Raw genomic sequence first — 12,935 nt, 5'->3', positions numbered from 1 at the left:
AGCCCCATCAGTCCTTGCGCAGACGCTTGTTCAGGGCCTCCAGGACGATCGGCGGCACCAGGTGGGAGACGTCGCCGCCCCAGGTCGCCACTTCCTTGACCAGGGAGGAGGACAGGAAGCTGTAGGTGGGGTTGGTCGGCACGAAGAGCGTCTCCACGCCCGACAGGCCGTTGTTCATCTGGGCCATCTGCAGCTCGTAGTCGAAGTCGCTGACCGCGCGCAGGCCCTTGACGATCGCCGGGATGTCGCGCTGCTTGCAGAAGTCGACGAGGAGGCCGTGGAAGGCCTCGACTCGGACGTTCCCGTACTCGGCGGTGACCTCGCGGATCAGGTCGATCCGCTCGTCGACCTCGAACAGGCCCTTCTTGGCCTTGTTGATCATGACTGCGACGTAGACCTCGTCGTACAGCCTGGAGGCACGAGAAATGATGTCGAGGTGTCCGTTGGTGATCGGGTCGAACGACCCGGGACAGACGGCGCGGCGCACTTGTGATCCCTCGCTCTCCGGTCCGGTCATCGTGCGTCTTCGCACGTAGAGGCGGCGCGACCGTACCAAAACGTTCCCTCGCCGTAGCGACGGGCCCGGATCGCTTCGAAACCGTCCGGCCACCCGAACTCGCCGCCTCTGGTGCTGCGCTCCACGGTGACGAGCGCCTCCGGCGCGAGCCAGCCCCCTGAGCGGAGTGTGAGCAGAATCTCGCGAAGATCGTCGTCCGTGACGGCGTACGGGGGGTCGAGGAAGACGATGTCGTACGGCTCTGTCGGTGCCGGTGTCTGGATGATCTGTGCGGCTTTGCCTGCCCTCACCTCGGCGCCGGGGAGGCCGAGATTCTTCACGTTCTCGCGGACGATGCGGGCGGCTCTGGCGTCGGCCTCGACGAGGAGGGTGTGGCCGGCGCCGCGGGAGAGGGCCTCCAGGCCTACGGCGCCCGAGCCGGCGTAGAGGTCGAGGACGCGTTCGCCGTTCAGGGGGCCGCCGAGGAGGGACTGCCAGGTGGAGAAGAGACCTTCGCGTGCGCGGTCGGAGGTGGGGCGGGTGCCGGTGCCTGGGGGGACTGCCAGGCGACGTCCGCCGGCTGCGCCGGCGATCACGCGGGTCATCTGTGGTCCTTGGTTGTGGGCGGCTTTAGGTATCAGTGTGGCTGGTCGCGCCCGCGCGGCGGTAGCCGCATATGGAGTACAGCCCCGCGCCCCTGGGTTGGCATCCCTCACCCCTTTTCCAAGTACTGCTCCCTCTCCTCGTCCAAAAGGGCGTCCAGGGCCGTCCGTAGGCCTGGGAGGTCGGTCAGCTCCGGGTCCGCCGCGACCACTGCCACCGCCTCCTCCCTCGCCTCCGCGATGATCTCCTCGTCCTCGATGACCGCCAGCATCCGCAGGCTGGTGCGGGCGCCGGACTGGGCCTGGCCCAGGACATCGCCCTCGCGGCGTTGTTCGAGGTCGATGCGGGAGAGTTCGAAGCCGTCGAGGGTGGAGGCGACCGCATTGAGGCGCTGGCGGGCCGCGCTGGCCTCCGGCATCTCGGTGACGAGGAGGCACAGGCCCGCCGCCGAGCCACGGCCGACGCGGCCGCGCAGCTGGTGGAGCTGGGAGACGCCGAAGCGGTCGGCGTCCATGATCACCATGGCGGTGGCGTTCGGGACGTTCACGCCGACCTCGATGACCGTCGTGGCGACCAGGACGTCCGTCTCGCCCGCGGCGAAGCGGCGCATGACCGCGTCCTTGTCATCGGGGTGCATTCGGCCGTGCAGGACCTCGACCTTGAGGCCCTGGAGCGGCCCCTTGGCCAGTTGGTCCGCCACGTCGAGGACGGCGAGCGGCGGGCGCTTCTCGGCCTCGTCCTCGGGGGACTTCTTCTTGCCGGCCTTCTTCGGGTCGTCCTCCTCGTCCCCGATGCGCGGGCAGACGACGTACGCCTGATGGCCGTTGCCGACCTCCTCGCGCACTCGCTCCCAGGCGCGGGCCAGGAAGTGGGGCTTGTCGGCCGCCGGGACGACGTGGCTGGCGATCGGGGAGCGGCCGGCCGGGAGCTGGTCCAGGACCGAGGTCTCCAGGTCGCCGAAGACGGTCATGGCGACCGTGCGCGGGATGGGCGTGGCCGTCATGACGAGCAGGTGGGGTGGCTGCTTGCCCTTGCCGCGCAGGGCGTCTCGCTGTTCGACGCCGAAGCGGTGCTGTTCGTCGACCACGACCAGGCCCAGGTCGTGGAACTGCACCTTGTCCTCGATCAACGCGTGCGTGCCGATCACGATCCCGGCCTCGCCGGTGACGAGATCGAGCAGCGCCTGCCGACGGCCCGCCGCTCCCATGGACCCGGTCAGCAGGACCACCTTCGTGGCCTTCTCGGCCCCGCCCAGCATGCCGCCCTCGGCCAGCTCGCCCATCATCTCGACGATGGAGCGGTGGTGCTGCTGGGCCAGCACTTCGGTGGGCGCGAGCATCGCGGCCTGGCCGCCGGCGTCGACGACGGCGAGCATGGCGCGCAGCGCCACCATCGTCTTACCCGATCCAACCTCTCCCTGCAGCAGCCGGTGCATCGGATGCTCGGTCGCCAGGTCGTCGAAGATCTCCTTCGAGACCTTCTGCTGGCCCTCGGTGAGGGTGAAGGGCAGCCGGTCGTCGAAGGCCGTGAGGAGGCCGTCGGGGCTGGGTTTGCGGGCGACCGCCGGGAGTTGGGCGTCGGCATGGCGGCGGCGGGCGAGGGCGACCTGGAGGACGAAGGCCTCGTCCCACTTGAGTCGGGAGCGGGCGTCCTCGATGTCCGCCTTGGTGTGCGGGCGGTGGATCTTGAGGAGGGCCTCGGGGAGGGTGACCAGGCCGCGGCCCTCGCGCAGGGCGTCCGGGAGGGGGTCGATCGCTTCCTGGGCGCTGGGCAGGACCGTCTGGATCGCCTTGCCGATCTTCCAGGACTCCAGCTTGGCGGTGGCGGGGTAGAGGGGGATCAGGGCGCCTGCCCAGGTCTCGACCGTCTCCGCAGCCTGGTCGTCGGCGCCGCGCAGCAACTCGTATGCCGGATGAGCCAGTTGCAGGCGGCGGTTGAAGACGGAGACCTTGCCCGCGAACATCGCGCGTGTGCCCGGCAGCAGCTCCTTGTGGGGCTTGTGAACGCCGTGGCCGAAGAAGACCAGTTGGAGGCGGCCACTGCCGTCGGTGATCGTGACTTCGAGGCGCTGGCCCTTGCCGCGGGGCGCCTTGGCGGAGGCGAAGGTGTGCAGGCGGGCGTCGGCGACCATGGCGACCACCGTGACGTGTTCGTCCATGGGGAGGTCGGCGAGGTGGGTGAGCTGGCCGCGCTCCTCGTATCTGCGCGGATAGTGGTGCAGCAGGTCGCCGACTGTGTGCAGGCCGAGGTGCTCGGCCATCACCTTCGCGGTGGGAGGGCCGAGCACTTTCTTCAGTGGTTCTTCCAGTGCGGGCACGAGATCCATTCCACACCACGGCACTGACAATGCCGTAGAGGTCGCGGCGGCCGTCCAGGTAAACGTCCCGGAAACCCCTGGTCAGACGGTTCGTTCCGGCTCTAGGATGGCGCGCTCCGGCCATCCTTTCGCGGTCACCGCCTCACCGGGACCGCCCGACCCCGCGCCGTCGCCAAGTCCCCCCAACGGCGCTGCGACGATGGACTCCCAGACCTCACAGTCATCCCAGGCACCTCAGCCGTCCCAGCCACCTCATACGTTCCAGGTCGACCTGCGCGGTCTGGTGGACCTGCTGTCCCATCACCTCTACTCCAGCCCGAAGGTCTATCTGCGCGAGCTGCTGCAGAACGCCGTCGACGCCATCACCGCCAGACGCGCCGAGGAGCCGGGCGCGCCGGCCAAGGTGCGGCTGTACGCCGACGGAGGCGCCCTGCGGGTCGAGGACTCCGGGGTCGGGCTCACCGAGGCCGACGTGCACAACCTGCTGGCGACGATCGGGCGCAGCTCCAAGCGTGCCGAGGGGCTTCAGGAGGCCCGGTCCGACTTCCTGGGGCAGTTCGGTATCGGTCTGCTGGCCTGCTTCGTGGTCGCCGAGCGGATCCGGGTGGTCAGCCGCAGTGCCCGTACGCCGGACGCGCCGCCCGTGGAGTGGACCGCGACGGACGACGGTTCGTACACCGTGCGGACGCTGCCGGACGACGCCCGCGCCGAACCGGGCACCACCGTGCACCTGGTGGCACGGGCCGGGGCCGCCGAGTGGCTGGCCGAGGACCGGGTCCTGGCGCTGGCGCGGGACTTCGGCTCGCTGCTGCCGTACGACGTCCGGGTCGGCGACGAGGCGGTCACCGACCTGCCCGCGCCCTGGGACCGGCCGTACCCCTCCCCCGCCAACCGACGGGTGGCGCTGGCCCGGCACTGCCATGACCTGTTCGGCTTCACCCCGCTGGACTCGATCGCGCTGGACGTGCCGCTCGCGGGGATCCGGGGCGTGGCGTACGTCCTTCCCTCGGCGGTCAGCCCGGCCCAGCGGGCGGGTCATCGCGTCCACCTCAAGGGCATGCTGCTCACCGAGCGGGCCGAACAGCTGCTGCCGGACTGGGCGTTCTTCGTGCGGTGCGTGCTCGACACGGACAGCCTGCGGCCCACGGCCTCGCGCGAGTCGCTGTACGAGGACGAGACGCTGGCGGCCGTACGGGAGGCGCTCGGCGAAAGGATCCGGTCCTGGCTGACGGGGCTGGCCGGCGGCGATCCGGAGCGGCTGGCGGCCTTCCTGTCCGTGCACCACCTGGGCGTGAAGTCCCTCGCACGGCACGACAAGGAGATGCTGCGCACGATGCTGCCGTGGCTGCCCTTCGAGACGACCGACGGCCGGCTGTCCCTGGAGGAGTTCGCGCAGCGGCACCCGGTGGTGCACTTCACGCGGACCGTCGAGGAGTACCGCCAGGTCGCGCCGATCGCGTCCGCGCAGGGCGTCGGGGTGATCAACGGCGGTTACACGTACGACAGCGAGCTCGTCGAGGCGCTGCCCTCGGTGCGCCCGGGAACGGTCGTGGCCGAGCTGGACGCGGACACCGTGACCGCCCATCTGGACGCCGTCGACCCGGCCGAGGAGCTGGCGCTGTCGGGCTTCCTGGCGGCCGCGCGGGCGAAGCTCGACCCCCTGGGCTGTGACGTCGTCCTGCGCGCCTTCCATCCGCTGTCCGTGCCCGCGCTGCACCTCGACGACCGGGCGGCCCGCCACGAGCAGGCGCGCGCGGACGCCGAGGAGCAGGCCGACGACCTGTGGGCGGGCATCCTCGGCTCGCTGCGCGGCAGCACGCCACGCGCGCGTCTCGTGCTCAACCACCTCAACCCACTGGTCCGGCGGATCAGTTCACTGGGCGATCCGGAGCTGATCGGCACCGCCACCGAGTCCCTGTACGGGCAGGCGCTGCTGATGGCGCAGCGCCCGCTCAGGCCGGCGGACTCGGCACTGTTGAACCGGGCCTTCATCGGCCTGCTGGAGTGGGCCACGAACGGCGAGGAGGGCCGCTCATGAGCGGGATCGGCGGGACCGACGGGATCGCGGACTTCGACTCGCTGCGCCGGGCGATGGCGGAGAACTCCGAGGAGCCGGAGGGTCCCGCCCGCAACGCGCGCGCGGAGCAGCTGCTCGCCGAGGCCGAGAAGCTGAGCATCCCGCTGGCCGTGATCGAGGCGCTCGGACACCAGCTGAAGGTCTACAACTACAGCTCCGAGAAGGACAAGATGTTCGTCCCCTTCGCGCGTCTGCTGCGCGTGTGGGACGAGCGGCCCGAGGACTTCGACGCGTACGAGACGCACTCGCTGCACTGGGTCTTCAAGTGGATGTCGTCCGGCATGCTCGACCAGCCGCACGTCCCGCTGGCCTCGATCGAGAAGTGGCTCGGCGAGATGGAGCACCGCTACCGGCTCGCCGGGCACTCCGAACGGGCCGTGCGCAGCGCCGAGTTCAGCGTGGCGGCGCATGTCGGTGACGTCCCGCGCGCGGAGCGTGCGTACACGGCCTGGCTGGCGGCCGACCGGGACGCCATGGCCGACTGCCACGCGTGCGAGCTGCACGGGCAGGGGTGGTGGCAGGTGGCACGGGACCGGGACGCCGAGGCGCTGCGGCTGTGGCGGCCGGTCCTGGAGGGCGAGTTCATGTGCGCCCACGAGCCGCACACGGTCCTCGCGTCCTCCCTGGCGCCGCTGCTGCGCCTGGGCCGCGTCGACGAGGCCCGCGCCAACCATCTGCGCGGCTTCCGGCTCGTACGGGCCATGGAGAGCATGCGCGGGGCGTACGCGGACCACGTGGAGTTCTGCGCGCTGACCGGCAACGAGGCGCGTGGCCTGGAGCTGCTCACGCAGCGGCCGGCGTACTTCACGGACGACGGGCATCCGCGCAGCAAGCTGGAGTTCATGGCGGTGGTGGCCCTGCTCATGGACCGCCTGACCGCACTCGGGCTGGGCGATCAGCAGGTGCCCGGTCCGACGGGCCGTGCCTGGACCGCCCGTGAACTCGCCGCCCACGCGCGCGAGGAGGCCCTCGCGCTGGCCGCGCGCTTCGACGAGCGCAACGGCACGGCGCACGTCAGCGAGCGGGCACGCGCGCGTATGGAGCAGCGACCCCTGGTGGAGCGGCTGCCGTTGGGGGTGCGCACGGCGGCCCGGCCGACGCCCGTGCCCGTGGCGGCCGTCGCCGAGGTGCGGCAGGACGGGGAGTCCGACCTGCCCGCGCTGATCGCCGAGGCACGGCGGCTGTCGGACACCCTGCAGCCGAACGCGATCGAGGCCTGGGCGGCCGTCTCGCGGGCCGCCGAGGGCGTCGAGCTGGACGCCCTCGACCGCGCGGAGATCGCCGACCACCGGGCGATGGACCTGGGCCCCGAGGGCATCGGTCTCTTCGCCGAGGCCGCCGAGCTGTACGCGGAGGCGGGCGACCCCGGGGAGGCCCTGGCGGCACGCGCGCGTGGAGCGTACGTACGCGCACTGACGGGCGAGGTGCCGCAGGCCCTCACGGTGATCACCGGTCTGTACGACCGCGTCCTCGCCCTGTACGCCGAGGACGGCACGGGCGTACGTCAGACCGCGGCCGTGCTGATGAGCCGGGCACGGATTCTGATGCGGCGGGTGCACGAGGCGGCCGAGGGCGGTGCGGGAGAAGCCGTGGTCGCCGACGCCGAGACCGCCGCCCGTGAAGTGCTCGCGCTCGTCGACGGGCAGGGCGAGGACGACGTACGGCTCGCCGCGCGGGCCGCGGAGGCGCAGGCCATGCTCGCGGAGCTGGCGGCGCTCACCGGGGACGTGGAGGGAGCCGCGAAGCTGTTCGCGCGGGCCTCGGCGGCGTTCGTCGGGGCGGGGCTGCCGTGGTTCGCGGTGGAGTACGAGGCACGGCTGGCGGGTCTCGCGCACCATCTCGGCGACATCGCGGAGGCCGAGCGCGCGCTGCGGGCGGCCCTGGAACACGGCGGACCGCATCTGGAGGCCCCGGGGCGGGCCCAGCTGCACCTCCAGCTGGCCGAGGTGCTCGGCGGCCGGGGGCTGTCCGAGGAGGCCGCCGAGCACGCCCTTCAGGCGGCGCACTGGGCCGACGAGGCGGGCGAGAGCCGCACGCTGGGGGCCTGGGCGCGGCAGCAGCTCGGCGGGTTGCTGCTGCGGCAGGGGCGGTTCGCCGAGGCCGCCGAGGTGCTGGAGTCGGCGCTGCCCGATCTGAACGCCGAGACGCACGGCGACGGGGCGGTCGTCCAGACGCAGTGGTGGCTCGGCGACTGTCTGAGCGAGCTCGGGGAGCACCGCGAGGCGGCCGAACGCCGGTTGCAGGCCGCCGAGATCGCCCGGCACTGGCCCGAGCAGCACGACCACGCCACGCTCGCCCACCTCGCCGCCGAGTCGCTCGGCCACGCGGATCTGCTCACCGAGGCGGACCAGGCCTACGCGCGCGCGGGCGCGCTGTGGCGCTCCCTCGGCAACCTGCACGGCCTCGTCCGCTCCCTGCGCGCACGCGCGTGGCTGGCGTTGCGCGTGGAGGAGGCGGAGGTCGGGAAGGGCAAGGCTGCCGAGCTGATGGCGAGCGCGGTCGAGGAGTGCGTGGTGGCGCTCGACGGCGTGGACCACGAGGACGGCCAGGAGGCGCGTCAGCGGCTCACCGCCGAACTCGGCCACACCCACCGCCAGTTCGGCGACCTCCTCGCACGGTCCGCCGCGGAGGACGCCGAGGACGAGTCGATCCGGGCCTCGCTGGAGGCGGCACTGTCCCAAGTGACGCGGGCCATCGCGGTGTTCGCCGCCCTCGGGGACGACGCCCTGCACAGCCGCACGGGCGCCGAACTCGCCGCGGGGTGGCTGGAGGCCGACCTGGGCCGTCCGGCGCGGGCGGCGGCACGCGCGCGTGCGGTGCTGACGGCGTACGACGGTTCCGGCGAGGACGACGAGGCGGCGCGGGAGCGGCGGGCGGAGGCCGAGCAGATGCTTCAGGTGGTGGCGGAGCGCGACACGGAGTAGGCCCGCTCACGGTTCGGCTCCCCGGCGCACACGGCACCGGGCGCTCACCCGCGTCGCTCAGTCAGCCCGCCCACTCCACGCCGCTCGATCCGCCCCGCTCACTCCACGCCGATGAGCAGCAACGCCCCTTGCCGCCCGCCCCGGTACACCACCGTGTCGACGGCGAGATACGACTCACGCACGCGTGCCTCCAGGTGCTCGGCGATCTCCTCGGGCGCCTCGTCGCCGAGGACGAGGGTGACGAGTTCACCGCCCGCGGCGAGCATGCGGTCGAGCACGGTCGCCGCGGTGTCCGTGACGTCCGAGCCGATCACGGCCACGTCGCCGTCGATGAGGCCGAGGACGTCGCCGGCCTGGCAGATGCCGGCCATGGTCCAGGACTGGCGCTCGGCGACGGCGACCTCGGCGTAGCGCGTGGCGCCGGCCGCCGAGGTCATCGACACGACGTCCTCGTCGAAGCGGCGCTCCTGCTCGTGCACGGCGAGCGCCGCGATGCCCTGGACCGCGGAACGGGTCGGGATCAGCGCGACCCGGATGCCCTCGGCGCGGGCCTGCTCGGCCGCCGCCGCGGCGGTGTGGCGCAGCTCGGCGTCGTTGGGCAGCAGCACGACCTCGCGCGCGTGGGCACGCCGTACGGCCTCCACCAGCTCCCCGCTCGCGGGCGGCTCCCCGGGGCGCGCGAGGACGGTGGTCGCACCCGCCTCTCGGTACAGCCCGTCCAGTCCCTCACCGGGCACGACGGCGACCACGGCACGCTGAGCCCGCTCCCGGGGCGGCCGCCCACCGCCGGTGGTGTGCACGTCGCCGACGCCGAAGTGGGTGATCCGGATCCGGTACGGCCGCCCGGCCTCGACGCCGGCTTCCACTGCGGCCCCGGCGTCGTCGACGTGCACATGGACGTTCCACAGCCCGTCACCGCCGACCACGACGAGCGAGTCCCCGAGGGCGTCCAGCCGATCCCGGAGCCGCGCCACGGCCGCGTCGTCGGCCTCCAGGAGGTAGATCACCTCGAAGGCGGGCCCGCCCTGTCCATCACCGCCCTGTCCATGGCGGTCCCGCTCATGGCCACCCTGCTCATGGCCCACGGCCCCGTCGGCACAGTCACCGAGATCACCGGGGTCCGCTGAGCCGCCCGGCGCGTGCGCCACGACGGCGGCCACCACCGCCTCCACGGCAACCGCGCGCGGCGCCTCCCCCGTGAACGTCTCCACCAGCGCCGCGAGCACCGCCACCAGCCCCCGCCCGCCCGCGTCGACGACCCCGGCCCGCTCCAGCACCGCCAGCTGCCCCGGCGTCGCCGCGAGAGCCGCCCGCGCCCCCTCGTACGCCGCCCGCGCGACCGTCCCGCAGTCCCCCTCCGCCCCGGTGGCGGCGTCGGCCGCGGCCGAGGCGACCGAGAGCACCGTGCCCTCGACGGGGTGGGCGACCGCCAGCCGGGCGGCGTCGGCCGCGTGCCGTAGCGCCAGCCGCAGTCCCTGTCCGTCGGTGTGAGCGGACTCACCGTCGGCGGCGAGCACCTGCGCCATGCCCCGCAGCAGCTGGGCGAGGATCGTCCCGGAGTTCCCCCGGGCGCCGATGAGGGCCCCGTGCGCCATCGCGCGCACGGCATCGGCCAGCGGGGGGCCTCCGGGCTGCGCGGCATCCAGCTCGTACCCGGCGAACACCGCCTCGACCGCGGCCACGGCCGACTCCACGGTCAGATAGAGGTTCGTCCCGGTGTCCCCGTCGGCCACCGGATAGACGTTGATCGCGTCGATCTCCTCACGCGCACGACCGAGCGACTCCAACGCGAGGCCGCACCAGGTGCGCACCGCGAGAGCATCGAAGAATGTCTGCGGCACCTGCGCCACCTGCGCCTCCCTAGGGCCTGTCTTCTGGATCAGCTCGGCGTCGCGGCGCCTGGCACGCGCATCTGCGGCGTTGTCGTCGGTCGCCGACGCTCCGCGTCGACTCCCTCCTCCGCCTTGCAGCTGCACGCACCAGCCCCCGCTCGGGTCAGCCAAGATGCACCGCTCGTTGCAGCCGACCTGATCCAGAAGACAGGCCCTGAGCTGCCGAACGTGGCACGCAGCGTAGACCCAAGGCCGGTGTGCACCGGAAGAGGGCCGGTGTGCACCCGAAGAGGGCCGGGAGCGGGGCCCTGAGCAGCCATGGTAGTTTCGTACTGCTGGCGCAGTCGTTGTATGCTGCTCCGGTTGCCCGATACTCATCGGGCCATTCCCCTGGCAACGCCACTCAGATCTCTGATCCTAGATCTCGATCCCGGCAAGCCGGGATTATCCGTAAGTGCATCTGAAGTCTTTGGAGTGACCGTGGCTGCCAACTGCGACGTCTGCGGCAAGGGGCCGGGCTTCGGCAACAACATCTCGTTTTCGCACCGCCGTACGTCCCGCCGCTGGAACCCGAACATCCAGCGTGTGCGTACCGTGGTCGGCGGGACGCCGAAGCGCCTGAACGCTTGCACCTCGTGCATCAAGGCCGGCAAGGTCTCGCGCTGACGCAGAGCTAAGCGCGCGGCCACTGCTGGTTCGCTGCAGTAAGCCGGTCCACCTCGTGTGGACCGGCTTTTTGCTGTGCCCGAAGCCGAGCCGCCTACGCGCCCTCGCGGAACCGCCACCCATGATCCACCGGCCCGATCCCCGCACCCAGCGCGAACCCGGCCTTGATCGCCCCGGTGACGTACTCCTTGGCCGCCGCCACCGCCTCCGGCACGGCCAGCCCCTTCGCGAGCCCCGAGGCGATCGCGGAGGCGAGCGTGCAGCCCGTCCCGTGCGTGTGCCGGTTGTCGTAGCGAGGCGCCCGCAGCCAGTGCTCCTCGGAGCCGTCCGTCAGCAGGTCCACGGCGTCCCCGGGCAGATGACCGCCCTTGATCAGCACCCACCGCGGCCCGTACGCCAGCACGGCCGCCGCGGCCTCGCGTACCTGCTCCTCCGACTCGACAAGCACGCCCGTCAGTTGCGCCACCTCGTCGAGGTTCGGCGTCGCCACGGTCGCGACCGGCAGCAGCTTCGTACGCACCGAGGCGAGCGCGGAAGCCGCCAGCAGCGAGTCCCCGTGCTTGGAGACCCCCACCGGGTCCACCACGGCGGGAGCGTCCGTGCCCCCGATCAACTCGGCCACCGTCTCGACGAGTTCCGCCGACGCGAGCATCCCCGTCTTGATCGCCTGCACGCCGATGTCGTCGACGACACTGCGGTACTGCGCCCGCACGGCCTCCACCGGAAGCGGCCACGCACCCTGCACACCGAGGGAATTCTGGGCCGTGACCGCGGTGATCACGCTCATGCCGTGCACGCCGAGCGCGAGCATCGTCTTCAGGTCGGCCTGGATGCCCGCACCGCCGCCGGAGTCGGAACCCGCCACCGTAAGGACGCGCGGGATCATGACTCGATGTCCCCGCCGAAGTGGTCCCAGCCGCCCTTCTTGGTCCACGGCGCCCCGTCGACCGTGACCTGGGGCAGCGCCGAGGGGTTGAGGACCTCGCCGATGACCTTCCAGCGGGCCGGGAGCTTCACGTCCGGCGGGAAGGTCGCCACGATCGCGTGGTCCTCTCCCCCGGTCAGCACCCACTGCATGGGGTCGACGCCGACGGCCTGCCCGATGTCGTTCATCTGGGTCGGGATGTCGATCGCGCCCGAGCGGATGTCGATCCGGACCTTGCTGGCCTCGGCGATGTGCCCGAGGTCGGCGATCAGGCCATCGCTCACGTCGCACATCGCGGTCGCACCGAGCCCCGCCGCTGCCGGACCCGCGTGATACGGCGGCTCGGGGCGCCGGTGCGCCTCCACGAAGGCGCGCGGCGAGCGGAACCCCCGCGAGAGCACGGCGTATCCGGCCGCGGACCAGCCCAGCCAGCCGGTCACGGCGACGAGGTCGCCGGGCTGCGCGCCCGCCCGTGTCACGGGCTCCTGGTTGCGCAGATCGCCGAGCGCGGTGATCGACACCATGATCGTGTCGCCCCGTACGACGTCCCCGCCGACCACCGAGGCACCCGCGACCTGGCACTCGTCGCGCAGGCCGTCCATCAGCTCGCTCGGCCAGGTCACCGGGAGTTCGGCCGGCACGACGAGGCCGAGCAGCAGCGCGGTCGGTACGGCGCCCATGGCGGCGATGTCCGCGAGGTTCTGCGCGGCGGCCTTGCGGCCGACGTCGTAGGCCGTGGACCAGTCGCGGCGGAAGTGCCGCCCCTCCAGCAGGATGTCGGTGCTGGCGACCACCCTGCGGTCGGGCGCGGCCACCACCGCGGCGTCGTCGCCGGGGCCGACCCGGACCGCCGGGGTGGTGGTGAGACGGGAGGTGAGCTCCCTGATGAGCCCGAACTCGCCGAGCTCACCAACAGTGCCCTTCATTGCCCTTACGCCCCTTCTGTCCCTGTCCGCACCCGGTCGCGCGTCACTTCGGTCCTCGCTACGGTCGAGGTGTACGTCAACTTCTGTCGTGCCTGCACCCCGGCGCGCAAGCCCCGGCCATCGCAGGTCTCCCCGCGGCGAGCGGCGACGCGATACCGTGGCGTTCCTT

Annotated in this window: 9 protein-coding genes; 3 read left to right on the top strand and 6 right to left on the bottom strand. The window is 72.3% G+C overall.

Annotated elements, in window-relative coordinates; translation table 11 throughout:
- Positions 1-7 precede the first annotated feature (7 nt).
- From coaD to recG, 3 genes are all read right to left on the bottom strand, one after another.
- Positions 8-487 (bottom strand): pantetheine-phosphate adenylyltransferase, encoded by a 480-nt coding sequence (coaD, locus tag ACIA8X_RS20705; protein ID WP_393451117.1) that lies wholly within the window; start codon positions 485-487, stop codon positions 8-10.
- 26 nt (positions 488-513) lie between these two features.
- Complete coding sequence (rsmD, locus tag ACIA8X_RS20700; RefSeq protein ID WP_399458845.1) at positions 514-1,101, bottom strand: 16S rRNA (guanine(966)-N(2))-methyltransferase RsmD; 588 nt, start codon at positions 1,099-1,101, stop codon at positions 514-516.
- Positions 1,102-1,208: 107 nt separating this feature from the next.
- Positions 1,209-3,425 (bottom strand): ATP-dependent DNA helicase RecG, encoded by a 2,217-nt coding sequence (recG, locus tag ACIA8X_RS20695; RefSeq protein ID WP_393450633.1) that lies wholly within the window; start codon positions 3,423-3,425, stop codon positions 1,209-1,211.
- 190 nt (positions 3,426-3,615) lie between these two features.
- Here recG and ACIA8X_RS20690 point away from each other — a divergent pair, with 190 nt between their 5' ends.
- Positions 3,616-5,454, top strand: coding sequence for an HSP90 family protein (locus ACIA8X_RS20690; RefSeq protein ID WP_399458844.1), 1,839 nt, complete (start codon positions 3,616-3,618; stop codon positions 5,452-5,454).
- Positions 5,451-8,417 (top strand): tetratricopeptide repeat protein, encoded by a 2,967-nt coding sequence (locus ACIA8X_RS20685; protein WP_399458843.1) that lies wholly within the window; start codon positions 5,451-5,453, stop codon positions 8,415-8,417. Before ACIA8X_RS20690 ends, ACIA8X_RS20685 begins: the two co-directional genes overlap by 4 nt.
- A gap of 98 nt (positions 8,418-8,515) precedes the next feature.
- Here ACIA8X_RS20685 and ACIA8X_RS20680 read toward each other — a convergent pair whose 3' ends face one another.
- Entirely contained in the window at positions 8,516-10,267 is a 1,752-nt protein-coding gene (locus ACIA8X_RS20680) for a DAK2 domain-containing protein (protein ID WP_399458842.1), read from the bottom strand.
- 462 nt (positions 10,268-10,729) lie between these two features.
- Between ACIA8X_RS20680 and rpmB the strand changes: the two genes are divergently transcribed.
- Entirely contained in the window at positions 10,730-10,915 is a 186-nt protein-coding gene (gene rpmB / locus ACIA8X_RS20675; RefSeq protein ID WP_266685057.1) for a 50S ribosomal protein L28, read from the top strand.
- Positions 10,916-11,009: 94 nt separating this feature from the next.
- Here rpmB and thiD read toward each other — a convergent pair whose 3' ends face one another.
- Complete coding sequence (gene thiD / locus ACIA8X_RS20670) at positions 11,010-11,801, bottom strand: bifunctional hydroxymethylpyrimidine kinase/phosphomethylpyrimidine kinase (RefSeq protein WP_393450645.1); 792 nt, start codon at positions 11,799-11,801, stop codon at positions 11,010-11,012.
- Positions 11,798-12,766, bottom strand: a complete 969-nt coding sequence (locus ACIA8X_RS20665; protein WP_126395335.1) for a thiamine-phosphate kinase — start codon at positions 12,764-12,766, stop codon at positions 11,798-11,800. The genes thiD and ACIA8X_RS20665 overlap by 4 nt, the downstream gene beginning before the upstream one ends.
- Between the last annotated feature and the right edge of the window lie 169 nt (positions 12,767-12,935).

The sequence above is a fragment of the Streptomyces sp. NPDC051738 genome (assembly GCF_044453205.1).
Taxonomy (GTDB): domain Bacteria; phylum Actinomycetota; class Actinomycetes; order Streptomycetales; family Streptomycetaceae; genus Streptomyces.
This window is presented reverse-complemented; position numbering and strand designations above follow the sequence as displayed.